This is a genomic window from Pseudomonas sp. R2-7-07, assembly GCF_003852355.1.
GTDB lineage: Bacteria > Pseudomonadota > Gammaproteobacteria > Pseudomonadales > Pseudomonadaceae > Aquipseudomonas.
On record NZ_CP027759.1, the window covers coordinates 2358622 to 2384085 of the forward strand.

20 protein-coding genes are annotated in these 25464 nt (G+C 61.4%); 7 read left to right on the forward strand and 13 right to left on the reverse strand.

What is annotated here, in order from left to right; translation table 11 throughout:
- Positions 1–273 precede the first annotated feature (273 nt).
- The 4 genes from C4J86_RS10865 (at position 274) to C4J86_RS10880 (ending at position 3995) form a co-directional block, all read left to right on the forward strand.
- Positions 274–975 carry a response regulator transcription factor gene (locus C4J86_RS10865; RefSeq protein ID WP_124362415.1) on the forward strand — a complete coding sequence of 234 codons (702 nt, stop codon included), beginning with the start codon at positions 274–276 and terminating at the stop codon, positions 973–975.
- Positions 976–978: 3 nt separating this feature from the next.
- Positions 979–2295, forward strand: a complete 1317-nt coding sequence (locus tag C4J86_RS10870; protein ID WP_124370376.1) for an ATP-binding protein — start codon at positions 979–981, stop codon at positions 2293–2295.
- Between the two features lie 52 nt (positions 2296–2347).
- Complete coding sequence (locus C4J86_RS10875) at positions 2348–3127, forward strand: class I SAM-dependent methyltransferase (RefSeq protein ID WP_124370377.1); 780 nt, start codon at positions 2348–2350, stop codon at positions 3125–3127.
- Positions 3128–3209: 82 nt separating this feature from the next.
- On the forward strand, positions 3210–3995 hold the full coding sequence (locus C4J86_RS10880; RefSeq protein ID WP_124370378.1) for a sulfite exporter TauE/SafE family protein: 786 nt from the start codon (positions 3210–3212) through the stop codon (positions 3993–3995).
- Between the two features lie 677 nt (positions 3996–4672).
- On the opposite strand, the gene C4J86_RS10885 is transcribed toward C4J86_RS10880, so the two are convergent.
- Positions 4673–5911, reverse strand: coding sequence for an acyl-CoA dehydrogenase family protein (locus C4J86_RS10885; protein ID WP_124370379.1), 1239 nt, complete (start codon positions 5909–5911; stop codon positions 4673–4675).
- A gap of 268 nt (positions 5912–6179) precedes the next feature.
- On the opposite strand from C4J86_RS10885, the gene sfnG reads away from it, so the two are divergent.
- Complete coding sequence (gene sfnG, locus C4J86_RS10890; protein ID WP_124370380.1) at positions 6180–7265, forward strand: dimethylsulfone monooxygenase SfnG; 1086 nt, start codon at positions 6180–6182, stop codon at positions 7263–7265.
- Positions 7266–7268: 3 nt separating this feature from the next.
- On the opposite strand, the gene map is transcribed toward sfnG, so the two are convergent.
- Positions 7269–8024, reverse strand: a complete 756-nt coding sequence (gene map / locus C4J86_RS10895) for a type I methionyl aminopeptidase (RefSeq protein WP_124370381.1) — start codon at positions 8022–8024, stop codon at positions 7269–7271.
- Positions 8021–8224, reverse strand: coding sequence for a ParD-like family protein (locus C4J86_RS10900; protein ID WP_124362422.1), 204 nt, complete (start codon positions 8222–8224; stop codon positions 8021–8023). The genes map and C4J86_RS10900 overlap by 4 nt, the downstream gene beginning before the upstream one ends.
- 358 nt (positions 8225–8582) lie before the next feature.
- Between C4J86_RS10900 and C4J86_RS10905 the strand changes: the two genes are divergently transcribed.
- Positions 8583–8849, forward strand: coding sequence for a DUF1652 domain-containing protein (locus tag C4J86_RS10905; protein ID WP_124370382.1), 267 nt, complete (start codon positions 8583–8585; stop codon positions 8847–8849).
- A 66-nt stretch (positions 8850–8915) separates the two neighbouring features.
- Here the strand turns inward: C4J86_RS10905 and C4J86_RS10910 are convergent, their stop codons facing one another.
- From C4J86_RS10910 to C4J86_RS10945, 8 genes are all read right to left on the reverse strand, one after another.
- The gene (locus tag C4J86_RS10910; RefSeq protein ID WP_124370383.1) at positions 8916–11525 is read right to left on the reverse strand and encodes an autotransporter outer membrane beta-barrel domain-containing protein; all 2610 of its coding nucleotides are present in this window, start codon (positions 11523–11525) and stop codon (positions 8916–8918) included.
- 118 nt (positions 11526–11643) lie between these two features.
- Positions 11644–12582 (reverse strand): carbohydrate kinase, encoded by a 939-nt coding sequence (locus tag C4J86_RS10915; RefSeq protein WP_124370384.1) that lies wholly within the window; start codon positions 12580–12582, stop codon positions 11644–11646.
- 12 nt (positions 12583–12594) lie between these two features.
- Positions 12595–14076 carry a xylulokinase gene (xylB, locus tag C4J86_RS10920; protein ID WP_124370385.1) on the reverse strand — a complete coding sequence of 494 codons (1482 nt, stop codon included), beginning with the start codon at positions 14074–14076 and terminating at the stop codon, positions 12595–12597.
- Between the two features lie 139 nt (positions 14077–14215).
- Positions 14216–15697 (reverse strand): mannitol dehydrogenase family protein, encoded by a 1482-nt coding sequence (locus C4J86_RS10925; RefSeq protein WP_124370386.1) that lies wholly within the window; start codon positions 15695–15697, stop codon positions 14216–14218.
- A 19-nt stretch (positions 15698–15716) separates the two neighbouring features.
- The gene (locus C4J86_RS10930; protein WP_124370387.1) at positions 15717–16820 is read right to left on the reverse strand and encodes an ABC transporter ATP-binding protein; all 1104 of its coding nucleotides are present in this window, start codon (positions 16818–16820) and stop codon (positions 15717–15719) included.
- Positions 16821–16843: 23 nt separating this feature from the next.
- Complete coding sequence (locus C4J86_RS10935) at positions 16844–17674, reverse strand: carbohydrate ABC transporter permease (RefSeq protein ID WP_003233033.1); 831 nt, start codon at positions 17672–17674, stop codon at positions 16844–16846.
- A 10-nt stretch (positions 17675–17684) separates the two neighbouring features.
- A complete protein-coding gene (locus tag C4J86_RS10940; RefSeq protein WP_065952553.1) occupies positions 17685–18575 on the reverse strand; it encodes a carbohydrate ABC transporter permease in 891 nt (296 codons plus the stop codon).
- 149 nt (positions 18576–18724) lie between these two features.
- A complete protein-coding gene (locus C4J86_RS10945; protein WP_372238014.1) occupies positions 18725–20008 on the reverse strand; it encodes a sugar ABC transporter substrate-binding protein in 1284 nt (427 codons plus the stop codon).
- Between the two features lie 310 nt (positions 20009–20318).
- Here C4J86_RS10945 and C4J86_RS10950 point away from each other — a divergent pair, with 310 nt between their 5' ends.
- Positions 20319–20588, forward strand: coding sequence for a chitin binding peritrophin-A domain-containing protein (locus tag C4J86_RS10950; protein ID WP_164487769.1), 270 nt, complete (start codon positions 20319–20321; stop codon positions 20586–20588).
- Between the two features lie 85 nt (positions 20589–20673).
- Here C4J86_RS10950 and C4J86_RS10955 read toward each other — a convergent pair whose 3' ends face one another.
- The gene (locus C4J86_RS10955) at positions 20674–24447 is read right to left on the reverse strand and encodes a hypothetical protein (protein WP_124370390.1); all 3774 of its coding nucleotides are present in this window, start codon (positions 24445–24447) and stop codon (positions 20674–20676) included.
- Between the two features lie 110 nt (positions 24448–24557).
- Entirely contained in the window at positions 24558–25463 is a 906-nt protein-coding gene (locus C4J86_RS10960; protein ID WP_124362431.1) for an AraC family transcriptional regulator, read from the reverse strand.
- Position 25464: the final 1 nt, after the last annotated feature.

The following is a 25464-nucleotide window of genomic DNA, read 5'->3' on the forward strand; positions in this document are numbered from 1 at the left end:
TTGACTGGCGCATCCTAAGGTCACCTGCGCCGTGGTGCTGTGAAGCTGTGTAGTGCGTCTGTGAAGAAATGTAAGGGCCGGGGCGCTTGGCCTCGGGGGCGTATATCCTTGCACAACCTCGCTGACAACAAAGACCAAATGTGGGAGGGGGCTTGCTCCCGATGGCGGTGTGTCAGTCACAGATGTATTACTGACACTCCCTCATCGGGAGCAAGCCCCCTCCCACATGGGATTTGTGTACGACACCTCACTGTATTTTCTGGAAACACCTTCATGCCCAACATCCTGCTGGTGGAAGACGATGCCGCGCTCTCCGAGCTGATTGCCAGCTACCTGGAACGCAATGGCTACCACGTCAGCGTGCTCAGCCGTGGCGACCAGGTGCGCGAACGCGCGCGCCTGAACCCGCCGGACCTGGTCATCCTCGACCTGATGCTGCCCGGCCTCGACGGCCTGCAGGTCTGCCGCTTGCTGCGCGCCGACTCGGCGGGCCTGCCGATCCTGATGCTCACCGCCCGTGACGACAGCCACGACCAGGTGCTGGGCCTGGAAATGGGCGCCGACGATTATGTGACCAAACCCTGCGAGCCACGGGTGCTGCTCGCCCGTGTGCGCACCTTGCTGCGCCGCAGCAGCCTGTCGGAGCCCCAGGTGGCCAGCGACCGCATCATCATGGGCAACCTGTGCATCGACCTGTGCGAGCGTACCGTGACCTGGCGCGAGCAGGCGGTGGAGCTGTCGAGCGGCGAGTACAACCTGCTGGTGGTGCTGGCGCGACATGCCGGTGAAGTGCTCAGCCGCGACCAGATTCTGCAGCGCCTGCGCGGTATCGAATTCAATGGCACCGACCGTTCGGTGGACGTGGCCATCTCCAAGCTGCGCCGCAAGTTCGACGACCACGCCGGCGAAGCGCGCAAGATCAAGACCGTGTGGGGCAAGGGCTACCTGTTCAGCCGTTCCGAGTGGGAATGCTGAGCCATGTTTCGAGTCTTGCTGCGCCTCTACCTGATCACCATCGTCACCTACAGCGCGGCGATCTACTTGATCCCCTCCCTGGTGATCCAGCTGTTCGAACACCGTTACATGAACTACAACATCGAGCAGACCCGCGGCCAGCAGAAGCTGATCGTCAAGCAATACGTGCGCGCACCGGTGGAGCGCTGGTCACAGGTCACCGAGCAGTTGGGCCGCGATTTTGCGCCGTTGAAGGTGCAATTGCTGCTGCGCCAGGATGCGCGCTATACCCCGGCGGAAGAAAAACTGCTGGAACAGGGCAAATCGGTGGTGCGCCTGGGGGAGTGGGGCTGGATGGAGGAAATCAGCTCGCCGATCAATGAGCAATTCGTGGTCAAACTGACGGTACCGCCCGATCCATTGGACATGAACGTGCTGTATTGGGCGATCAACGTGTTGATCGTCGCGGCGCTGCTCGCGTGCCTGCTGGTGTGGCTACGCCCGCATTGGCGCGACCTGGAACGCTTGAAAAGCACCGCCGCGCAATTGGGGCGGGGCAACCTGGCCGAGCGCACGCTGATCCCCGCCAGTTCCAGCATCGGCAGCCTCGCCTCGGTGTTCGATACCATGGCCAACGACATCGAACACCTGCTCAATCAACAGCGCGACCTGCTCAACGCGGTGTCCCATGAACTGCGCACGCCGCTGACCCGCCTGGATTTCGGCCTGGCCCTGGCCCTGGCGGAGGACTTGCCTGCGGCCAGCCGGGAGCGCTTGCAAAGCCTGGTGGCGCATATTCGTGAGCTGGATGAGCTGGTGCTGGAGTTGCTTTCCTACAGCCGCCTGCAAAACCCGGCGCAGGAGCCGGAGCGCGTGGAGGTGGTGCTCGACGAATTCATCGACAGCGTATTGGGCAGTGTCGACGATGAACTGGAGAACCCCGAGATTGTTATCGACGTGGCGCTTGACTGCGCCGTGGAGCGCTTCAGTCTCGACCCGCGCCTGACCGCCCGCGCCCTGCAGAACCTGTTGCGCAACGCCACGCGTTACTGCGACAAGCGCATCCAGGTCGGCGTCAGGGTCTGCCCCAACGGCTGTGAAATCTTCGTGGAGGATGATGGCATCGGCATTCCGCCGGACCAGCGCGAGCGCATCTTCGAACCGTTCTACCGTCTGGACCGTAGCCGCGACCGCGCCACCGGTGGTTTCGGCCTGGGCCTGGCCATCAGCCGGCGGGCCCTGCAAGCCCAGGGCGGCAGCTTGACCGCCGAGGCTTCACCCTTGGGCGGCGCGCGGTTTCGTGTGTGGTTGCCTGCCGTCGATCCAGCGATTAGAAAATAACCGCGGGACGGCGCACACTGTGGCCCCCGCTTTACCCGAAGAGAGATTGGCAATGACTGGTGTCCACACGTCCGCTCAGCAAGGTTTCTCTACCCAGGCCCGTACTTACGCGCAAGGCCGCCCCGGCTACCCGCGACAACTCACCGGCTGGCTGGCCGACGCGCTGGGCATCGATGCCCACTCGACCGTGATCGACCTGGGGGCCGGCACCGGCAAGTTCACGCGCTTGCTCAGCAGCCTGGCGCCGACGCTGATCGCCGTCGAACCGGTGATGGAAATGGGCGCCCAGTTGGTCAAGCTGCTGCCGGGCGTACGGCTGGTCAATGGCACGGCCGAGTCCATGCCTTTGGCGTCGGCGAGCGCCGATGCGGTGGTCTGCGCCCAGGCCTTCCACTGGTTTTCCAGTGAGGCGGCGCTGGCGCAGATCCACCGTGTACTCAAACCCGAAGGGCGCCTGGGGCTGGTGTGGAATGTGCGCGATGAGTCGGTGGACTGGATCGCTGCCATCACGGCCATCATTACCCCCTACGAGGGCGACACCCCGCGTTTTCATAGCGGACGTTGGCGCGAGGCCTTCACCGGTGAGTATTTTTCCGCCCCTGAACTGACCTGCTTTGCCTATCACCATGTCGGCAGCCCGAAGGAAGTGATCATGGACCGCATCCTGTCGGTCAGCTTTATCGCCGCATTGCCTCCTGCAGAAAAAGCTGGCGTCACGGCGCAATTGCAGCAACTGATCGACACCCATCCCGCCTTGAAGGGCCGTGACACCGTGGCTTTTGCGTATCAGACCCAGGCGTATGCCTGCCAGCGATTAGCAGGAAAGGCATAAAGTCAGATCATATTGATATAAGTGGTTATAAGAAAAATCGCTATCCTGCCGCCAGAATTTTATAAGGCCGCAGGTAGCTGTAATGGATGTGGGTAATGTGGGTTTCGTGGTTGCCGGCCTGATCGTAGGATTTATCGTGGGCATGACCGGCGTGGGTGGCGGCTCGCTGATGACGCCGATCCTGTTGTGGTTCGGCATCAACCCGGCTACCGCCGTGGGCACGGACCTGTTGTATGCCGCCATTACCAAATCCGGTGGTGTGCTGGTGCACAGCAAGAACCGGAACATCGACTGGACCATCACCGGTTGGCTCACTCTCGGCAGTGTGCCTGCGGTGTTGCTGACCCTGTGGTTCCTCGCCAGCCTGCACACCGACCCCAGCGCCATGAACGCGGTGATCAAACAGGCGCTGGGTGTGGTGTTGCTGCTGACGGCCCTGGCGATCCTGTTCAAGCAACGCTTGCTGGCGTTCGCCCAGCGCCATGCCGGTGACGACTACCACATGCGCCCGCGCAACCTGAATGCGCTGACCGTAGTGACGGGCGTCGTCCTCGGCACCATGGTTGCGCTTACCTCCATCGGTGCCGGCGCGCTGGGTACCGTGGCGCTGTTCATCCTGTACCCGTTCCTCGCCACCCGCCGCCTGGTGGGCACCGAGATCGCCCATGCCGTGCCGCTGACCCTGGTGGCGGGCCTGGGCCATGCGAGCATGGGCAATATGGACTGGCACCTGCTGGGCTTTTTGCTGATGGGCTCGCTGCCGGGCATTTACCTGGGCAGCCACATGACCGGCAAGATTCCGGACGCTGTGCTGCGCCCGTGCCTGGCGGTGATGTTGATGGCGGTGGGCTACAAACTGGCGTTCTAAGAGGGGCGCGGTCCCGCGACAGCTCGGGAGCCGAAGCCTTTCTGACTGAAGCCCCGCGTTCCAAATGTGGGAGGGGCTTGCCCCCGATGAGCATACGTATCTACACAACTGTATAGCAGCAGCCTACGCTAACCACGATGCGAAGCGAGCCGCTCTTGATCTTGCTCTTGATCTTGATCTTAAGCGCCCCGTTAAACCACGCTGGCCGGAATTCGACAGTGATTTGGGGGGTAAACCGGCAGGGATGCCGGTTTAGCCGCCCCGCGCCATGGATGGCGCGTGGCGGCGGCCCCCCAAATCAATGTCGGATTACGGGCACACCGAGCCTAGGCGAGGTGCCGAGTGGTGGGGCAAGAGCGTTTTGCTTACTTTTGCGCTTTTCAAAAGTGAGACGCCGTAAGGGCGGAACCCTAAGCCGCCGTTACCGCAGCAACGGATATGTACTCGCCTTGATCCAACATCCTGGTCGGCTGTCAGGCCGCCATCGGGGGCAAGCCCCCTCCCACATTTGGAGCGCGGGGCGGCAGTTAGAGAGGCTTCGGCTGCTGAGCCGTCACAGGTTCAGGGCTACGCCAAAGTTGTGTAGATACCTATGCCCCGATGAGGGGATGTCAGCAACACACCCATGACTGACCCACCGCTATCGGAAGCAAGCCCCTCCACATGTGGAACCGGCCTCAGGCCTTGGACGGGCCGTTGCCGATTTGCCAGACAAACGGCGGCTCAGTGCCGTTGATCACCCAGTCACCGACGATCCGCGCCTTGTAGATCAGCGGATTGTGCGACGCCACCGTCCGCGCATTGCGCCAGTGCCGGTCCAGGGCCTTGCCTTGGCGCACATCCGAGGCTCCCAACGCGTTGAACAGTTGGCTGGTGGCACGCTGGATCAGCTCCGAGACCACCACCTGGGCCGTCGCCGATTCGATCTCGGCCGCCACGTTGGCCTCGCGCTCGGCCACCTCATCCCCACCGAAACGTGCCAGATAAGCCCGTTGCGCCGGCAGCGCGGCTTTCAACGCACTGGCCTGGGCGGCGTAAACCAGCGCAGCGACTTCGCCGACTACCTGTTGAACCTGCGCGTCCTGGCTGACGTGCGGGGCATTGCCGTGGCTGTAGATGCGCTTGCGGCTGCGTACCTGCTGGGCCACGTCGTTGAGCGCCGCGCGGCCGATGCCGGCCAGGGTGGCCAGCAACACCAGTTGATAGAACGCGGTCTGGTATTTGAAGCGCTCGGCAAAGTCGATCACGTTGTGCGCTTCGACCACCGCATCGGTAAAGCGCGTGGTGCCGCTGCCGGTGGTGCGCTGGCCGGAGCCGTCCCAGTCATCGCTTTGCACCACGCCTGGCTGGCGGGTGCGGGTGGCGGCGATCACGTCGCCGCCGGTGTCGCTGCGCCGGGCGTACACGTCGATCCAGTCGGAAAAGAGGCTGCCGGTGCTGTAGAACTTTTCACCGTTGAGGGCCCAGTCGTCGCCGTTGGGGCTGACCTGGGTCACCACGTCGCCGATCGCGACAATGCCGATTTCTGTCCAGGCACAGCCGACGAGATCGCCGTCGACAAAGCGCTTGAACCACAGGTCGCGCCCCGCGCCCGGCGGCGCGTTCAGGCGGTCTTCGGCAAACGCGAAATGCCCGCGCAGGGCCTGGGGCACGTTGGAGTCGGCGGCGGCGAGTTCGATCAGCAGTTCGAACAGCTGCGGCAGGGACGCGCCGCCACCGCCATATTCCACCGGCACTCGCACCGCGCCAAAGCCGGCTTCCTTCAACCAGCGGATCGGCTCATGGGGCAGGGTGCGGCTGTGCTCGCGTTCAACCGCGCCGTCGGCGATGCGCTGGAAAATAGGGCGGAAACGCTCGGCCAGGGTGGTGTAGTCGACGCCGATGGACAGCGGGTTGATGACGTGTTGCTCGGTCATGGGGGTGGGCTCCTGGGCAGTGATCAAGTCCCAGGGTGGTTGCACACTCCGTGCCGGGCACGCCGGCCCGTGTTTACGGCGCGGGGACGCCCGCCGCTGTTGCTCCAGCAACAGCGTTTGGACAAAGCGCAGCGATCCATGACAGTCGCGGCACGCCGTGCAAACCCTGGGTTTTGCGCCGCGACCCGCACGGCCAGGGCGTTTAACCGTGGCTGGCACGCTTGCTGCTCAAGCCCTGGGTACATCCCTGTGTGCGAGGAACCGTTCAATGAGTCAGCAAGCCGTGAAATTTGCCTATTGGGTGCCCAACGTCAGCGGTGGGTTGGTGGTCAGCAAGATCGAACAACGTACCCACTGGGGCATCGACTACAACCGTAAACTGGCGCAACTGGCCGAAGCCGCCGGCTTCGAATATGGCCTAACCCAGATCCGCTTCACTGCCGGCTACGGCGCCGAGAACCAGCACGAATCAGTGGCCTTCAGCCACGCGCTGCTGGCGGCGACCACCACCCTCAAGGTGATTGCCGCGATCCTGCCGGGTCCGTGGCAACCGGCGCTGGCGGCCAAGCAACTGGCAACCATCGACCAGCTCACCAACGGGCGTATCGCGGTGAATATCGTCAGCGGCTGGTTCAAGGGCGAGTTCCAGGCCATCGGTGAACCCTGGCTGGAACACGATGAGCGCTATCGCCGCTCCGAAGAATTCATCCGCGCCTTGAAAGGCATCTGGACCCAGGACGATTTCACCTTCAAGGGCGATTTCTACCGCTTCAACAACTACACCCTCAAGCCCAAGCCGCTGGGCCAGCCCGAGGTGTTCCAGGGCGGCAGTTCGCGGGCGGCGCGGGACATGGCCGCGCGGGTGTCGGACTGGTACTTCACCAACGGTAATACCCCGGAAGGCATCAAGGCCCAGGTCGATGACATCCGCGCCAAGGCGGCGGCGAATAACCATTCGGTCAAAGTCGGCGTCAACGCCTTCGTGATCGCCCGCGACACCGAGGAAGAAGCGCGTGCCGTGCTCGCCGAGATCATCGACCAAGCCGACCCGGAAGCGGTCAACGCCTTCGGTGACGCGGCCAGACAAGCGGGCAAGGCATCGCCGGAAGGCGAGGGCAACTGGGCCAAGTCCAGCTTTGAAGACCTGGTGCAGTACAACGACGGCTTCAAGACCAACCTGATTGGCACGCCGCAGCAGATCGCCGAGCGCATCGTGGCGCTCAAGGCGGTGGGCGTGGACCTGGTGCTGGCCGGTTTCCTGCATTTCCAGGAAGAGGTGGAGTACTTCGGCAAACGCGTGTTGCCACTGGTGCGTGAGCTGGAGGCCAAGGCCGCGATCAAGCAGGTGGCTTGAGGTTCAAGCGCTCGCTTGCAGCGTCAATACTTCGAACCCATCGGCCGTGACCGCTACCGTGTGTTCCCATTGCGCCGAGAGGCTGTTGTCTTTGGTCACCACCGTCCAGCCATCCTTGAGGCTGCGCACCTTCGCGCTGCCCTGGTTGAGCATCGGTTCAATGGTGAACACCATGCCTTCACGCAGCTCCAGCCCGGTGCCGGGGCGGCCGAAGTGCAGGATTTGCGGCTCTTCGTGCATTTCCTGGCCAATGCCGTGGCCGCAGTATTCACGCACCACGCTGTAGCCATTGGTATGCGCATGGTGCTGGATCGCATGGCCAATATCACCCAGGCGGGCGCCGGGCCGCACCTGGCGGATGCCCGCCCACATGGCCTCGAAGGTCATCTCTACCAGGCGCCGCGCCTTGGGGGAGACATTACCGATCATGTACATCTTGCTGGAGTCGGCGATAAAGCCACCTTTTTCCAGGGTGATGTCGATATTGATGATGTCGCCATCCTTGAGCAATTGCGTGGCGCTGGGCATGCCGTGACACACCACTTCGTTGATCGAGGTATTGATGCAGAAGGGGTAGTCATATTGCCCGAGGCTGGCCGGGCGGGCTTTGAGCTCCTGGCGGATGAAGGTTTCGACGGCGCTGTCCAGCTCCAGGGTGGAGCGGCCGGCGACGACAAAGGTGTCGAGCATGCTGAACACCTGGGCCAGCAGGCGCCCGGCTTCGCGCATGACCACCAGCTGTTGTGGCGTCTTGATCATTGGCTGCGCCCTCGGATCAGGTCGGGTTTGTCCAGCAACAGCTTGTTGATCAGCTCGTTGTAGGGCAGGTGGGGATTGAGTTCAGCCAGCAGGCCGATCTTGATCCAGAACTCGGCCTGGGCGTTGATGGAGCGGTCCATCGCGGCGCTGGCCAAGCGCAGCTGTTCGTGCAGTTGGTCGGTGATCTTGACGATGCCCATAAGCTTCACTGTGTTGGGTTGATATACGAAGCGTATATGTTTCGTATGGTTTGCGTAAGTCCCTCTCGACCCAACGGCGACAGATAAATTGGTTGCCATATGTTGCTGGAAAAACCGGCCTGCGCACGCATCCTGTGGGTTAAACGTTTAATCGAAGTGGTTCGACGAGGATGCAGACAGTCAGTTTTTTCATATATAAGCGCCGTCAGCGCTTATGAAGAATGGTTACAACAGCAGGAGATTTTGCCGAGTAGGCTTATTTCTGTAGGCGTCTTCCAGGGCCGGCAAGACGTGGCAGGCAAGTGCCTGCCGGATACTTATAAAACCATTGGCAGTCTCAACAAAGGAGAGGTTAGCCATGCTTTCGGAACTAGAGCTTCGCAGCATTATTGAAGGAAGTTTCCTGCCTAAGCGGTGTGAGTGCACCAAAGCCGAAGACGCTTCACTGACAATCAAGGTGTACGACGACCGCGACCGTGATCGAGTGGACTTGGAGGTCAAGGGTATAAACGCCGACAAACTCGACAGCAGTCGCGCCATTTGCAACCTGATCGCTGAACTGCGTGAAGACCTCAAGCACAGCCACACGCCCGTCCTGCAACGAGCAGGAGGGCGCAGATTTTAAGGGTGTGCTTCGTTCAACGCTGACCTGTGGGCCTGGTATTGACCAGGCCCTCAAACCACACGGTCTTTACCAACTCATACGCACCCCGGCATTGCCGCTCACGCCCTCCTGGGCGTTGCCATCCAGGTTGGTGGTGTAGTCCGCCGCCAGGTAAACGCTCACCGTTGACGACAATCGGGCGACAAGCCCCACGCCGAGATCGGCGGTGGACGCCTTGTGATCGCTCTTGATGCGGTCCACATCATCGTAAGTCACCGTGTCCCTGCCGCCGAAGGTACGCCAGGCATTGGCGCGCACGTAGGGTTCGACGGGGGTGTTGCCCACCAGGTAGCGGCCTTTGAGACGTGCGCCAAGACGGCCGGTCCAGTATTCCTGGGAATCGAACGCTACCTTGGAAATGCCGTCGTGCTGGCTGTCCAGGTCGATGGTCTGGCGGATCACCTGGACCTGGGGCTCCACCACCCACTGCTCGGACAGGGTGATCGGATAACCCGCTTCCGCGGACAGCGCCAGGGCATGGCCCTTGGTGTTCATCTTCACGCCACGGTCGGATTTGTTTTCACCGTCCAGGCGCGTGAACATCGTGACCACATCGACGTACCCACCTTCGGAGCCGGTGAGGGTCCAGTAGGCGCCGAAATTGTCGCCATCCAGTTTCACCCGTCCCGAGCGCCGGTCCTGGAAGCCTTCGGCAAATCCCTTGACGTCGCCGTTCAAGCGACTCTGCCCGACGAACAAGCCAAACCGTTGCAGTTGCCCACCGCTGGTGTGCGCAGCGTAGAGGTCGTGCCCCACCTGATAGCCCTTGACGCTGCCGTCGAAGCTTGGCGATACGGTGCCCGACCAACGCTTGTTGAAGTCGCTGCCATAGGCCCGCGCCCAGCCCGCCGGCACCGCGCCGGTTTCGCTGAGCAGGCTTTGCTCGCCCTGGCGCTCGTGGAAGGTGCCCAGGGCCATGCGGGTCATGACTTGCGCGGCGGGGACCACTATCGAGTACACCGGCACTTCCAAACGGTACAGCGCGATAGGTTCGGCACCGGGCACCGCCGTCGGCACGGCCGGGTTGCTGGCGGCCGATTGCGGTGAAGTGGCTGCCGCGACTTGGCTCGGCGCCGGCGCCGGGGGCTCGATCGGCGCGACCGGCTGCGCGGTCGGTGGCTCCACCGGGGGTTCATCGGGGTCGACCACCGGCGGCGTCGGCGGAATCGGCGGAACCGGCACCACCACCGGCGGAGTGGGTGGCACTGGCGGCACGGCGGGTGGCTGCACGGCCACCACCGAGGAGCGCAGGTACCAGTTGTTTTCCGTGCCGGCGGTCACGCCGCCTTTGAACAGCCGGTATTCATAAGCACCGGCCGACACCGAGCCCTTGAGGGCGAAGGCATCCGTGCTGCTCACCGCGCCGTTGACGGCCTGGACCACCTCGATGCCGCTGTTCTGGGTAAAGCCACCGGCACCGCCGAGGTTGGTCACGGCCAACTGGGTATGGCCGCTGAGCGTGCCATTGGACACCACCAGCTTGTCGGTGGCGGAGTTGTCGTCACCGAGCACGGTTTGCAGCCACAGTTGACCGTTGTTGCCCACGTAATTGCCATGCACCGTGAGCGCATCGGCGGCACTGGCGCTGCCGGTGGTCATGTCGATCGTGCCGGCGTTGTTCAGCGTGGCCAATTGGCCGGTGGTGTAAGGGCGAATGGCGCCTTGCGTCACGGCCAGGGTACTGCTGCCATCGATGTTGAACGTACCGGTGTTGCTGGTGCCGTCGCCGAGGAAAAAATCCCCGGCCAGGTCAAAACGCGAGGCGTTATTGAGGTTGACCGTCTCCCAGCCGACATAGCGCGCAGCGTTGCCGGAGGTGGTGTTATCCAATGTCAGCTGATCATTGCCCAGACCACCGTCAATCGACGGCGTAGCGGCCAACCGGCTTTCAGTAAGGCCGCTGAGCAAGGCGGTATCGTCACCATCGCCCATCAATACTGAAGACTGGATCTCACCGCCGTTGCGCCAGGTGAACGTGTCGTTGCCGAAACTGGCGCGGATTTCACCTTTGGTCACGCCGCCGCTCACCCTGATGATGTCATCGCCGCCGCTGGTGCTGATGTTGCCGCCTACGCTGCCTGTTCCCGAGATGTCGACCCTGTCCTTGCCGAACCCGGTGACCAGGTTGCCGAGGATCTCGCCGCCGGTCATCTCGTATACGTTATCGTCCAGCTTCATGTCGACCCGGCCAATCGTGCCGCCGGTTTGTCTCGCCACGTCACCGTCGACGAATTCTCTTTCGATGACGCCGTTGGTCATCAGGAAGGTGTCGAGGCCATCGCCCTGGGCCAGAGAAGGAATTCGCCCGCCGTTCATAACGAAGTCATCGATGCCGGAGCCTTGTTGCACAGCACCCAGGATGCTGCCGGCATCAATCCGGATTCGATCTTCGCCCGCGCCGAACGTGACAGGGCCGTTGACGGTTCCCGTACCACCGGCGGGCAGCGACAGACGATTGTTGCCCTGAAGATCGGTGAGTCCGGCGGTGCTGGTGCCGCTGTCGCAGACGTAGGTATCGTCGCCTAAACCTGGGGTAAAGGCACACGCGGAATGCGCGGCCTGGGGGGTGATGTACTGCAGTGAAAGGATGCCGACAGCAATAACGGCTCGGGTTGGAAAGCCTGAGACCTTGGTCATAACGTGTCCTACGTTGTGTTTTTATTACTGCTGTTCTTTGGTCTAGCACACACCTCGTTCATCGGTGAAATTTCTGACAAAAGGTTGCAGGCCACGCAGTGCGTGGCCTGTGGAGCGCTCAGCCGAGCTGGCTGCGGTAAGGCAGGTCCGGCCCGGTGCGGGTGCAGGTCAGCGCTGCGGCGCGAATCGCAAAGCCGAGCATGGCGTCGATCTGTTCGCGGCTGAGCTGTTGCAGCCCTGCGACCGAGTCCAAGCGGTGCTCGGTCAACCAGGCGATCAGCGCCGCCTGGAAGGTGTCGCCGGCACCCACCGTATCGGCCATCACGATGTCGATTGCCGGTTGCGACCAGTTGCCGTGGCGGCGGCTGAACACGCTGGCGCCATCGCCGCCACGGGTGAGAAATACCAACTGGCAGCGGTGTTGCAGCCAGCCTTGCAGCACGCTTTCCGGCGACTGCTCGGGGTAGAGCAGGTGCAGGTCTTCATCGCTGACCTTGATCAAATCCGCATGCTTGACCAACTCCGTCACACGGTCGCGCCACAGCTGGATGTCCGGTTGCGGGTTCAGCCGTACGTTAGGGTCGAGGCTGATCAGGCGCTTGCCGCTTTCGCGCTTGACCAGCGCCAGCAGTGTGTCGCCAATCGGCTGTACCACCAGGGAAAACGAGCCCACATGCAGCCCGCGAATCTCATCACCCAGGGGCGGCAGGTGCGTCATCTGCAGTTGCCGGTCTGCACAGCCTTCGCCACGAAAGCTGTATTGCGGTGAACCATTGGCACCCACGGCCACCATGGCCAGGGTGGTCGGCGCGTCGAAGGGCACCAGGAAATCTTCACTCACGCCTTCGTCTTTGAGCACTTGTAGCAAGCGCCGGCCCAGGTAGTCATGGGAGATCCCGGCGAAGAACCCGGACTCGATCCCCAAGCGGCGCAGGCCCACCGCCACGTTGAACGGCGAACCACCGGCAATCGCCGTGTAATTGAGCTTGGCAGCCCGCCCGTCGGCATCCTCCTCGCTGAAAAAATCGAACAGCGCTTCACCACACACCAGATACATAGTCACTCGCTCTTAAAGGGTTGCCACAAGCTGTTGATAGCGCTCATAGGCCTGTTGATAGGCGCTCACGTTGGCCGGCACCGGCGCGGTACGGCTGGCCGGGTCAAGACTCACGCATTTGTCGCACAGGCTGGCCAGGGATTCGCCGGACTGGCACCACGCCGCCTGGATCGCCGCGCCCAGGGCCGCGGCCTCGCTCTGTTCGGTACAGACCACTTCGGTGTTCATGATATCGGCGACCATCTGCCGCCACAGCGGGCTTTTCGAACCGCCGCCGATCAAGCGGATGCGCAGGCTTTGCAGGCCGGTTTGGCGCAGCAGGTCCAGGCCGTAGCGCAAGCCGAAAGTGGTGCCTTCGACCACCGCGCGGCACAGGTTGGCGCGGGTCAGGTTGGTCATGGTCAGGCCGTGCAGGCTGCCGGTGGCCTGTGGCAGGGCGGGCACCCGCTCGCCGTTGAGGAACGGCAGCATGCTTACGCCGTCCGCGCCGATGGGGGCCTGCTCGACCAGGGCGTTGAAGGCGTGCAGGTCGAGCTCGAACAGCTCGCGGATCACCCCGGTGGCGTTGGTCAGGTTCATGGTGCAGATCAACGGCAACCAGCCGCCGCTGGATGCGCAGAAGGTGGCGACCGACGCCTGGGGGCTGACGTTGGGCTGGTCTGCAAAGGCGTAGACGGTGCCCGATGAGCCCAGGCTCATGGTGATCACCCCGGGGGCGATGTTGCCGGTGCCGATGGCGCCCATCATGTTATCGCCGCCGCCGCTGGCGACCACCGCGTTGGGGTTGATGCCCAGCCGCTCGGCGATGGCCGGCAGGATCGTGCCCACGGCTTGATCGGCTTCAATCAGCTCAGGCAGCGCCGCCTGCAGACGACCACTGGGGTCGATGTGCTCAAGCAGCGCCACGTCCCATTCACGGCGGCGCACGTTGAAGTAGCCGGTGCCCGAGGCATCGCCGTATTCGGCGACGGCGCGGCCGGTGAGCCAGTAATTGAGGTAGTCGTGGGGCAGCAGGATATGGGCGATGCGCGCAAAGAGGTCCGGGTGCTGTTCGCGGGTCCAGAGCAGTTTGGACACCGTGTAGCCCGGCGCAATGGCCACGCCCAGACGCTCCAGCGAGCCGCTTTCGCCGCCCAGGTAGTGCAACAGGCGCTCATTTTCCGCGGCGGTTTCGGTGTCGCACCACAATTTTGCCGGGCGCAGCACCTGGCCCTGGGCATCGAGCAACACCAGGCCGTGTTGCTGGCCGGAAACACCGATGCCGAGGATGTCCTGGCCGTCCACCCCGGCCTGTTGCAGGGCGCGGTGGGTGGCTTCGGTGAAGGCGTCCAGCCATTCCTGGGTGTGTTGCTCACGCCGGCCGTTGGCGCCGCTGATCAAGGTGTGCGCGGCGGCGCCCAGGCCCAGCACCTTGCCGCTGGAAGCGTCGAGGACGATGGCTTTGGTGCCCTGGGTGCCGCAGTCGATGCCGAGGAACAGGTTTTGCTGGGTCATGATGATTTGCTCAGCAGTCTTATTGTTGGAGTGGTAATACAGTCAAATGTGGGAGGGGGCTTGCTCCCGATTGCAGTGGTTCAGTTGATAAATCTGTGACTGATATACCGCTATCGGGAGCAAGCCCCCTCCCACAGTTTTAAGCCAGTTTGTTCAGGAGGTTCTGTAGGGTCGCGCTGACGCCGTTGTCACGCAGGCTCACATAACACCGCTCGAACGCTGCCACAAATGCAGGCGAGTTGGGAATAGCCGTGCCGAAAATCTCTTCAACCCCCAGCAGACGCTGGCTGATCAGGGCGTCATCACTGACCAGCGCCTGGCAGAACGCGGCACGCGGATCGGGAATCGTGTAGGCCACGCCATTTTCGTCGACACCCTTCAGGTACAAGGCCCAGGCGGCCACCACCAGCGCCGCGCGTTCAGTCTCACGCCCATCGGCGATCAGGCGGTTGATGGTCGGCACGGTGAACTTGGGAAACTTCGACGAACCGTCCGAGCACACCCGTTCCAACTGGTCGGCAATTGCCTGGTTGGAGAAGCGGTCGACCAGGGTCTGCTTGTACGCCGTCAGGTCGATACCCGGCACCGGCGCCAGGTGTGGCGTGACGTCGAGGTCCATGTAGGCGCGCATGTAGGCGACGAACAGCGGGTCGTTCATGGTGTCGTGAACAAACCGGTAGCCCTTGAGAAAGCCCAGGTACGTCAGGGCCAGGTGGCTGCCGTTGAGCAGGCCGATCTTCATTTCTTCGTAAGGCGTCACGTCATCGGTGAACTGCACGCCGACCTTTTCCCAGGCCGGGCGGCCGTTGACGAACTTGTCTTCCAGCACCCATTGCACAAAGGGTTCGCACACCACTGGCCAGGCATCGTCGATGCCGTGCTCATCATGCAGTTGCAGGCGGTGGGCGGTGCTGGTCATTGGCGTGATGCGGTCGACCATGGCGTTCGGAAAGCTCACATTGGCTTCGATCCAGTCATGCAGTTGCGCATCGTGCAGCGCGGCGAATGCGAGCAGGGCCTTGCGGGTGACGGCGCCGTTGTGGGGCAGGTTATCGCAGGACATCACGCTGAACGCCGGGGTGCCGGCGGCGCGGCGTTGGGTCAGCGCGGCGCAGAGAAAGCCGAACACGGTCTTTGGTGCGCCGGGGTGCGCCAGGTCATGCTGGATCTGCGGCAGGTGAGCCATGAATTGGCCGTTGCTGTCGTCGATGCAGTAGCCGCCTTCGGTGATGGTCAGCGACACGATACGGATGGCCGGTTCGGCCAGTTTATCGATCAGGGCCTGGGCGCCGTCTTCTGCCAGCAACATGTCGCTGATGGCGCCGATCACGCGTACTTCGGTGTCGTCGGTGTCGCCCAGTTCATACAGGGTGAACAGATAATCCTGGCCGGCCAGATCATCGCGGGCCTTGCGGTCTTCGGCCCGCAGGCCAACGCCGCAGATGCTCCAGTCCAGGCCCTCGCCGGTGTTCATCAGGGCGTCGGTGTAAAACGCCTGGTGCGCGCGGTGGAAACCGCCGACGCCGATATGCGCAATGCCCTGGGATGTATTGGCGATGGCATAGGCCGGCACTTTCACGTCGGGTGCCAACTGGGTGAGGTTCTGTTTATTCAGCTTCATAGCGTCAATACTCGCGAAATCAGGCGGCGGCGCGCAGGGGACGGGCCACGGCCACGCCGTCGGTGTCGAACAGATGGCAGTGGGCCGGGTCGAGGTGCAGGTGCAGCGTTTCGCCATATTGGCTGGCCATGTCGCCGCGAATGCGCATCGTCAAAGGCTCGCCGTTGGCGGTGATGACGTGGCAGAAGGTGTCGCTGCCCAGGCGTTCGCCGACGTCGGCGGTAACGGTCAGGGTGGTCTGGCCCGGCGTGGCGATTTCCAGGTGTTCCGGGCGAATGCCCAGGGTGACTGCGCTGCCCACGCTCAAGGTCGGGCCACTGAGCGGCAGGCTGATCAGGGTGCCGGCGTCGAGCTGCACGTCACAGCCCTGGCCTTCGACACGCGTGACCTTGCCCTTGAGAAAACCCATCTTCGGCGTGCCGAGAAAGCCCGCCACAAACAGGTTGGCCGGCTGGTGGTACAGGTCCAGCGGCGAGCCGACCTGTTCGATGCGCCCGCTGTTGAGCACCACGACTTTATCGGCCAGGGTCATGGCTTCGACCTGGTCGTGGGTCACGTAGATCATGGTCGCTTGCAGCTCTTTATGCAGGCGTGCCAGCTCCAGGCGCATCTGCACGCGCAGGGCGGCGTCGAGGTTGGACAGCGGCTCGTCGAACAGGAAGATCTTCGGGTTACGCACAATCGCCCGGCCAATCGCCACGCGCTGGCGCTGGCCGCCGGAGAGCTGCTTGGGCTTGCGCTCCAGCAGCGGGCCCAGCTCCAGAATGCGCGCCGCTTCGTTGACCTTGCTCTCCACCAGTTGCTTGTCGACGCCGGCCAGGTCCAGGGCGAACGACATGTTCTTGCGCACGCTCATGTGCGGGTACAGGGCGTAGGTCTGGAACACCATCGCCAGGTCGCGCTTGGCCGGGGTCACTTCGGTGATGTCGCGCCCGTCCAGCTCGATGGTGCCTTCGCTGACTTCCTCAAGGCCGGCGATCAGCCGAAGCAGGGTGGATTTGCCACAGCCCGACGGGCCGACGAATACCACGAATTCCTTGTCGTTCACTTCCAGGTCGATGCCCTTGATGATGGAAAAACCTTCGAAGCCTTTTTGCAGATTCTTGATTTTCAGGTTGGCCATGATGGGCCCTCCGCTTGGAATTATTATTTGACTGCGCCAAAGGACAGGCCGCGCACCAGCTGTTTCTGGCTGATCCAGCCGAAAATCAGGATCGGCGCGCAGGCCAGGGTCGACACGGCGGACAATTTGGCCCAGAACAAGCCTTCGGGGCTGGAATAGGAGGCGATCAGCGCGGTCAGCGGCGCGGCGCTCGATGACGTCAGGTTCAACGACCAGAAGGCTTCGTTCCAGCACAGGATCAGCGACAGCAGCACGGTGGAGGCCAGGCCGCCCTTGGCGATCGGCAGCAGCACCCGCACCATTTCCTGCCACAGGGTGGCGCCATCCAAACGTGCGGCTTCGAGGATGTCCTTGGGAATGTCCTTGAAGTAGGTGTACACCATCCACACCACGATCGGCAGGTTGATCAGGGTGTAGATGATGATCAGCGCGATGCGCGTATCGAGCAGGCCAAAGCTCTTGGCCAGCAGGTAGATCGGCATCAACACGCCCACCGGCGGCAGCATCTTGGTGGACAGCATCCACAGCAGCGTGCCCTTGGTGCGCTTTGTCTCGTAGAAGGCCATGGAGTAGGCGGCCGGCACCGAAATCAGCAGGCACAGAGCGGTGGCGCTGAACGAGATCAGCACCGAGTTCCAGGCGTAGGCGAAGTAGTTGCTGCGCTCGTTGATGTGCAGGTAGTTCTCCAGCGTCGGCGTGAAGATGAACTGCGGCGGCGTGGCGAATGCGTCGATTTCGGTCTTGAAGCTGGTCAGCACCATCCAGAAGATCGGGAAGAAAATCAGGATGGCGATGGCCCAGGCCAGGGTGCCGAGCAACAGGCTTTGCAGGCGGCGGGATTGTTGAAGCGTCATGGCGCGGCCCTCAAGGCTTGTCAGTCAGGTTTTTGCCGATCATCCGCACCAGGATGATCGCCGCGATATTGGCGATGACCACGGCGATCAAGCCGCCGGCCGAGGCCATGCCCACGTCGAACTGCACCAGCGCCTGGTTGTAGATCAGGTAGGCGAGGTTGGTCGAGGCGTAACCGGGGCCACCGTTGGTGGTGGTGAAGATTTCGGCGAACACCGAGAGCAAAAAGATGGTTTCAATCATCACCACCACGGCAATCGGACGGGCCAGGTGCGGCAGGGTCAGGTGCCAGAAAATCGCGATGGCGCCGGCACCGTCCAGGCGTGCGGCTTCCTTTTGTTCCTGGTCGAGGGACTGCATGGCGGTCATCAGCAGCAGGATGGCGAAGGGCAGCCATTGCCACGACACAATGATGATGATCGACAGCAGCGGGTAGTGCGCCAGCCAGTCCACGGGTTCTGCGCCAAAGAACTTCCACACCGCAGCGAGAATCCCCGACACCGGGTGAAAAATCAGGTTCTTCCAGATCAACGCGCCGACGGTGGGCATGATGAAGAACGGCGAAATCAACAACACCCGCACCAGGCCGCGACCGAAGAACTCACTGGCCTCCAGCAGCGCACTGATCAACACGCCGAACACCACGCTGATCAGCAGCACGCTGCCCACCAGCAACAGGGTGTTAGTAGCGCCGGGCAGGAAGCCTGAGTCGGTGACGAAGTAGGTGAAGTTCTCCAGCCCCACGAACTGGTTTTCGCCGGGGTAGAGCAGGTTGTAGCGGATCAAGGAGAAGTACAGGGTCATGCCCAGGGGCACGATCATCCACAGCAGCAGCAAGGCCACTGAGGGGCTGACGAGGAACCAGCCGGGGTTGGCCAGGCGGTTTTTGGGTGTTGTATTCATGGTATTCGAGACCAGTCAGGTACATGCAAACGCGGTCAATGTGGGAGGGGGCTTGCTCCCGATAGCAGTGTGTCAGTCACACAATCTTCAACTGATAGAGTGCTATCGGGAGCAAGCCCCCTCCCACATTTGACTGTGGTGAGGCAGGGCTACTTGGGGTAACCGGCCCGCTTCATTTCCCGCTCGGTGGTGGTCTGTGCGGCCGTCAGTGCGGCATCCACCGTCTGCTGGCCGGTCAGCGCGCCGGAGAAGAACTTGCCGACCTGGGTACCGATCGCCTGGAATTCAGGAATGGTCACCAGTTGAATACCGATATATGGCACCGGTTTTTCGGTGGGTTTGGTCGGGTCCGCGACTTTCAGCGATTCCAGGGTCACCTTGGCGAACGGCGCGGCCTTCATGTACGCGTCGCTGTAGGTGGATTGGCGGGTACCTGGCGGTACGTTGGCGACGCCGTCGGTCTTGGCGACCAATGCGCCATATTCCTTGGAGGTGGCCCAGGTGGTGAACACCTTGGCGGCGTCCTTGGCCTTGGAGCTGGTGGGGATCGCCAGGCTCCAGGAGTACAGCCACGAGGTGCCCTTGTCGGTCTTCTCGTGTGGGGCAAAGGTGAAGCCGACATGCTCGGCGACCTTGCTCTGGCTCTTGTCGGTGACGAACGATCCGGCCACGCTGGCGTCCACCCAGATCGCGCACTTGCCGCTGTTGAACAGCGCCAGGTTTTCGTTGAAACCGTTGCTGGACGCACCCGGCGGGCCGGATTTTTTCATGTTGTCGACGTAGAAGTTCAGCGCGTCTTTCCACTCGGGGCCATTGAATTGCGGCTGCCACTTCTCGTCGAACCAGCGTGCGCCGTAGCCGTTGGCCAACGTGGTGATCAGCGCCATGTTTTCGCCCCAGCCGGCTTTACCGCGCAGGCACAGGCCGTATTGCTCTTTGCTCTTGTCGGTGAGTTTGGCCGCGTATTCGCCGATCTGGCTCCAGGTCGGATGCTCGGGCATGCTCAGCCCGGCGTCCTTGAACAGGTCGGTGCGGTAATAGGTGATCGAGCTTTCGGCATAGAACGGCAGGGCGTACAGCGAGCCTTTGACCGACAGGCCGTCGCGTACCGAAGGGAACACGTCATCGAGGTCGTAGGAAGCTGGCAGGTCCTTCATCGGCTCCAGCCAACCCTTGGCGCCCCAGAGTGCGGCTTCGTACATACCGATGGTCAACACGTCGAACTGGCCGCCCTGGGTGGCAATGTCGGTGGTCAGGCGCTGGCGCAGCACGTTTTCTTCGAGCACCACCCAGTTCAGCTTGATCTCTGGATGCTCGGCCTCGAAGGTTTTCGAGAGCTTCTGCATGCGGATCATGTCGCTGTTGTTGACGGTGGCAATGGTCAGGGTTTGCGCGCCGAGGCTGACGGCGCTGAGGGTCATGCAGGTCATCATGCAGGTTGAGACAAGCAGAGCTTTTGCTGTGAACTTCATCGCGCACTCCATTTCCGCGCCCAGAGGGCTACAGAAGGACGGTTATTGTTGTTGTGTCTTCCCACAGGGAGTCAGGAAGAGTGTGCGTTGATTACAGCCCTCAAATGCGCCGGTGACAAATCCTTGGGAGCACTGAGACTGATACTTTTTTGCACTGCACGGGCACGGCGGTAGCGCAGCGTCATGGCGCGCTCACCTGTTAATTCTGACAGTAGACGCAGAAAAACAACGGGGAGTTAATGGCGTGGCATACACCCACCTGGAGATGTTTATGAATCCTTTCCGTGTAGACCTCAAAAGCAATAAAGCCCTATTAGTCTTGATGATTGCAGGTTTTATCAGCGCTTGTAGCACCGAATCGCCGTTGGCATCACGAGAACCGGCATGTACGAAAGAAGGCTATTTCAAAAGCACCAATGTGGTAGGTGGATACCATCGGTGTGTTTATAACGCCAACATCCAGCGGTATATTCAATACCCGTTTAACTGCCCGGCCGGGCTGGAGTTCGATGAGTCCGTGCGTACCTGTGTAAGACCCTGACGGAACTGCCTGTCCCCAACATTTTCAAGCCGCAGCAAGCCATTGAAAAGGGATCGGTACCCAGGTACCGATCCCTTTTTCACCTCTACATCACGGTCGGATACGGCGTCTGTGTGATACAGATATCATCGATGTCATACACCCCGCCGGTGGTTGGGTTTCTGACCGAAACGGAGGCCTCGAACGGTTTGCCGGGCAAATAACCGAGCGGCACATTGACGCTGAGCCAGGTATTCAACGTGGGCACGTTTTGCGTCCATTTCAACGTGCCCAGATGAATCTCGACAAAGGTCGGCGCCCCAATCGCGGCAAACTTGCTGATCCTGTAGCGGAAGCTGACGCGGTAGTAGCCCTCGGCGGCGGGCGTCAGCACTTTGTACAGACTGACGCCCCTGCCGGTAGTCGGTGTCGACTGCCAGAAATAGTTGCCATTCGACTCGCGGCGAATGCCTGCGTCCGGCCATTCACTGAGCCAGTAGTTCATGTAATTGTCATTGAACGTCGTACACTCCTTGATCATCACGCTTTGCAGCGTGTAACGGGTGGGTGGAAATTCAATCGCTTGCAATTCATCCCTTACGCCATTGAGCGCCGCTTTGAATTGCAGGGTCAGCTGGCTGCGATTGCCAAGGTCTCGCAGGTAATTGATCAATACGGTTTCCAGGTGATAACCCTGGCTGATCCAGGCCGAGTCGACCTCGGCCTTGTTCGAACCATTCATCAGGGTCAGGTTATGCGGCGTACCGTCGGCTCTGAAACCGTACAAATACAGCCATACGGGCAGGTGTGGGGCAATGAATGGGAAGGTCGTCACCCTTGCGGTGGCGTTGCCGGGCAGGGCGTCCACATCGATCACGCCGCTGGCGGATGCTTGATCGATACGAATCACGGTTTTTCTCAGTTCGCTCAGCGGCAGGCTTTCAAGATTGACCGTGAGCGGTACCGAGGGCCGGGTTTGCCCGCCTCGTGTCACCGTATACCTGATCGTGAACTGCGTAGGCGTGTTGCCGATATTCGCGGCGATCACTGAAGCGGGCACGTCGACGATGACGGTGCCATCGGTTTCGCCATACTTCGGCCCGATCACTGCCGAGCCTGCAGCGGTTTTACCCACGATCTCCACGAAGATGACGTCGCTGGTATACATCGGGCTGGTGGACACTTGCACATGCGCCCCGTACTGTGCGTTCAAGGGGGCCAGGGTGACCAGTGTGCCGGAGCCGGTTGCCTCGATCAGCGTCGGCACCGGGAACTGCGCGGGCAAGGCCTGAATGGTATAGCGCCGCTCCTTGAACCAGACCGCATTGGCCAGCTCGGCGCTGCGGTCGAACGTTACCCCGAAGCGCATGTTCAGTGGCGAACCGTCCTTGAGCTTGCGCAATTCAGCGACCGGCGCCGGTGGCCGAATACCGTTCAATTCGCCGTCCTGTGTCACCAGGTCTGCCGTGTAAAAAGTGTGATAGAAGGGATAACCGTCAGCGTAGGTGCCGGACATCTCGAACCACATTCTCTGGAACCGATGACTGAAGTGCCAGCGGTCTTCAATGGCGCGTTCGGTACCGTTCAATGTGCCGATATTCAGCACGCCATCATAGGAGTGGCCTTCTATGTAGGGTTCAGGCAGCGGCGGTGGCAACAACTCCAGGGCCAGCACAGGCGAAGGGGACTCGTGCTCGCCCCGCATGACGAAGTACTGCACGTGGATGACGTGTCCCTGGGCCTGGATGTTGGCGCCCACCACCTCCGGGTCAATATCAAAGTGCAGGACTTTCGAAGAGCTACCGTATTGGGTCTCGCAGTAAGTGCCGATGTCCGCAATGCCGGTCCAGCAACAGCGAACGTGATGGGAAGGCAGCATCTGCGGGTACTCGACGACGACAGTCGCGCCCTTTATCGCGGCCACCGCCGCCAACTGATCGGGATAGCGCGTGGCCTGCACGACCTCGGGACGCTTGAGGGTCAGCGCCTGGCCCACGGTAATGGTCCGGCGCTCCGAATAACGGCGTCGGCTGCCGTCCTTGGGTGCCAAGGCGTAGCTCAGGCGGATTTCCTTATTGTCATTGGCAATGACGAACGCTTCGTCCACCAGGACCACTACCGGCTTGCCGGCCGTGTCGGAATAGAGTTCGACTTCCCCTCCAGTGGTTCCGTTGGCGTTGGCGCCCAGCCATGCCCAGATGAACTTGTCCCCAGGGAACGTGCGTGTGTAGGGCAACGTCAGCTTGAGCTGACCTCCGATCACGCTGGCAGGGTCCAGGTTGTCGAACACGTCGACATACTGCAATTGCGGCGCCGGCAACTCGGCGACGACCGATCCGAAAATGACTTCCAACACTTCGGACTTGCGCACCGTCTGTACGCCTGGGCCAAGCGCGCGCATTTGATGGTCATTGACGAGGTAGTAGACCTTGACCGGTCCCACGCCAATGAAGGGCGCAAAATCCTCCTGCAGTACGATGCGAAAGCGGTCAGGTGGCGGTGGGGCGCCGGCATTCACGGTTTCTTCGTATTCAATCAGTCCGCCGCCAGGTCGCGGTGCTTCCATGCGAAAGGTCACGCTGTTGCTGGGGGCGTAAGGGCTGTAGACCGGGAAAATGGCTCTGATGAAAGGGTGTTCCGGATCAATCAGGCCGCCCTCGTCCTGCTCGATTCGCATCGGGGGCATCATTTTTTTCGTGCCGAACACGCGAATACTCAGGCGTCGAGAAGCGCGCAGGAAGGCGCCGCTGGCCGTTGTCAGGATATATTCGATGCGCAGTTGGCCATCGATCACGTCTTCAAGGTACTTATTGTCCAGCACGATGGAGGACGAAAGGCCGATGCGTGCAGGAAAACCAGGCAGCGTCACCACGCTGGATGAGCCATCCGGGTAAAACTGGGTCAGGGTTACATGGATCAGCGCGCCGGCGGGGGTAGGTCTGGCGGTATCATTGGGCGTAGCGGGTAGCGTCCGAGGAACGACCATTTCCGCGGTGAACACCTCGTCTCCATGGGTATCAAAATTCAGCTCGTCGACGGACTCACCGCCGACCACGAAGTGCGGCCGATCAAGCAAACCGGGTTCAAGGTCGGTCTCCAGCTTGACCACCTTCGACCACTGCGGGTCTTCCCCGGAATAGTTGAGTACGCGGTCAAACACCCGGAAGAGAATCGAGACTGCGCCGCTGCCCCCTGAAATAATCGTTTGTTCAGGTACATGCACGATGATGGGCTTGGTGCCATCGACGTGTTGCTGATCGATTTTTTGAAAAACAGCGATACCGTTCCACCACACTTCAATAGTGTCGCCTGCCGTGCAGAACGGATAAAAGTCACAGGTCAAGTCCACTCCTGCCTTGGCACGCTCGGCGTCCAGCGGCGTGTATTCCAGGTCTTCAGGCAGGTGTATTACCAGGTTCGAGTGGAACCATGGGTAGATGCTGCGACCACCTGGCCGTGAGGTTTTGGTGTACCAGGTCTGAGGTGGGGATGTGCTGGGCGTGGCGCTGCCCACTCTGATCACTTCACCGAAGCAGGGATAAATCGTGCCTTCGGGCACCAGCGATGCGGGAATGACCAACTGCACACGGTCCTTGTACAAATCTTCCGGGTAAACCTCGCCTGCACCCAAAGCATAGTTGGTACTGCCGGCGAAAAATTTATAGGTGTCACCGACATTGAAGTCCGCCCATTTTTCAAAAGTCACAATCAGCCACGGATCGATCTGTCGAATGCCCAATCCTACGTCAGCATCCAGATTCGGCTGCAGTGCGCCGTTGACATAAGGCGGGTCAAGGTTGACGGCGGAGGGCGATGGGGGTTCGTGGGGCGGGGATTCACACAGGGGAATGGGCAGGTTGGAGGACGTTGGTTCTTTCATCGTGGGCGCTCCTTGTACAGTGGTGAGACCGGGCAAGGAAATCACACACCCCTGGCAGCAGAGCGGATAGCTGTCAAAGTTGACAGAAGCGACGAGGGGTTGCGTCAGGCTCAGGCCTGGTTACGCTCAGTCAACCGTTGTACGGCCAGGCGCCGATAGTGCGATGGGGTCATGCCCTTGAGCTGCTGAAAGCGCCGGTTGAAGTTGGAAATGTTATTGAAGCCCGACTCAAAGCACACATCCGTCACCGCCTTGTCGCCATCGGCCAGCAACTCGCAGGACTTGCTGATGCGCAGCCGGTTGACGAACTCGATAAACGTGCGCCCGGTAGCCTGTTTGAACACGCGGGAAAAATAGGTGGGCTTCATGCCCAGGTAGTCTGCCACTTCCTCCAACGGTAGCTCGCGGGCGTAGTGGGCAAAGATATAATCCACCGCGCGGTTGGTGCGGTCGATGCTGTGCTCATCGGCCAGCTGCGGTGTAGTGGCACCCGACAGCAGATGGTAGTCCTCGCAGGCGCTCAATACTTCCAGCAAGATAAAGAAGTGCCCCAGCCGCGCCATGCCCTGGGTGTCTTCGATGCGCTGCATCAGATCCATGGCTCGCGCGATGGTGGTTTTGCAGCGGAATTCGATGCCGTACTGGGCGCGTTCGAGCAGCGGCGCCAGGCTTCTGAGTTCGGTGAAGATCTGACTGCCGTTTTCCAGCAACTCGTCGGTAAAGTTCACCAGCATGTCGCGCTTGGGGACTGTCTCATCGGCCTCCACCTGGCTGATCCAGTTATGCGGCAAATTGGGGCCCGTCAGGAACAGGCTTTCGGGATAGAAGTTGCCGATGTAGTCGCCAATGAACACCTTGCCGGAACTGGCGACGATCAGGTGCAGCTCGTATTCCTTATGGAAGTGCCAGCGCACCAGCGGGCAGGGAAAGCCGTGCTGGCGATAGATGATGGACAGGCCGTTATGGTCGTCCATCAACTCGTAGGAAGGGTCGGTGATGCGCGTTGCTCGGGTCATG

Bases quoted from the DNA above. Each gene is read 5' to 3' on its own strand.
- C4J86_RS10915 (WP_124370384.1), bottom strand. From the start codon at position 12,582: ATGTATCTGGTGTGTGGTGAAGCGCTGTTCGATTTTTTCAGCGAGGAG.
- C4J86_RS10940 (WP_065952553.1), bottom strand. From the start codon at position 18,575: ATGAATACAACACCCAAAAACCGCCTGGCCAACCCCGGCTGGTTCCTC.
- map (WP_124370381.1), bottom strand. From the start codon at position 8,024: ATGATCAAGACGCCACAACAGCTGGTGGTCATGCGCGAAGCCGGGCGC.
- C4J86_RS10900 (WP_124362422.1), bottom strand. From the start codon at position 8,224: ATGGGCATCGTCAAGATCACCGACCAACTGCACGAACAGCTGCGCTTG.
- C4J86_RS10865 (WP_124362415.1), top strand. From the start codon at position 274: ATGCCCAACATCCTGCTGGTGGAAGACGATGCCGCGCTCTCCGAGCTG.
- xylB (WP_124370385.1), bottom strand. From the start codon at position 14,076: ATGACCCAGCAAAACCTGTTCCTCGGCATCGACTGCGGCACCCAGGGC.
- C4J86_RS10880 (WP_124370378.1), top strand. From the start codon at position 3,210: ATGGATGTGGGTAATGTGGGTTTCGTGGTTGCCGGCCTGATCGTAGGA.
- C4J86_RS10945 (WP_372238014.1), bottom strand. From the start codon at position 20,008: ATGATGACCTGCATGACCCTCAGCGCCGTCAGCCTCGGCGCGCAAACC.
- C4J86_RS10960 (WP_124362431.1), bottom strand. From the start codon at position 25,463: ATGACCCGAGCAACGCGCATCACCGACCCTTCCTACGAGTTGATGGAC.
- C4J86_RS10935 (WP_003233033.1), bottom strand. From the start codon at position 17,674: ATGACGCTTCAACAATCCCGCCGCCTGCAAAGCCTGTTGCTCGGCACC.
- C4J86_RS10905 (WP_124370382.1), top strand. From the start codon at position 8,583: ATGCTTTCGGAACTAGAGCTTCGCAGCATTATTGAAGGAAGTTTCCTG.
- C4J86_RS10875 (WP_124370377.1), top strand. From the start codon at position 2,348: ATGACTGGTGTCCACACGTCCGCTCAGCAAGGTTTCTCTACCCAGGCC.
- sfnG (WP_124370380.1), top strand. From the start codon at position 6,180: ATGAGTCAGCAAGCCGTGAAATTTGCCTATTGGGTGCCCAACGTCAGC.
- C4J86_RS10870 (WP_124370376.1), top strand. From the start codon at position 979: ATGTTTCGAGTCTTGCTGCGCCTCTACCTGATCACCATCGTCACCTAC.
- C4J86_RS10955 (WP_124370390.1), bottom strand. From the start codon at position 24,447: ATGAAAGAACCAACGTCCTCCAACCTGCCCATTCCCCTGTGTGAATCC.
- C4J86_RS10910 (WP_124370383.1), bottom strand. From the start codon at position 11,525: ATGACCAAGGTCTCAGGCTTTCCAACCCGAGCCGTTATTGCTGTCGGC.
- C4J86_RS10950 (WP_164487769.1), top strand. From the start codon at position 20,319: ATGAATCCTTTCCGTGTAGACCTCAAAAGCAATAAAGCCCTATTAGTC.
- C4J86_RS10925 (WP_124370386.1), bottom strand. From the start codon at position 15,697: ATGAAGCTGAATAAACAGAACCTCACCCAGTTGGCACCCGACGTGAAA.
- C4J86_RS10885 (WP_124370379.1), bottom strand. From the start codon at position 5,911: ATGACCGAGCAACACGTCATCAACCCGCTGTCCATCGGCGTCGACTAC.
- C4J86_RS10930 (WP_124370387.1), bottom strand. From the start codon at position 16,820: ATGGCCAACCTGAAAATCAAGAATCTGCAAAAAGGCTTCGAAGGTTTT.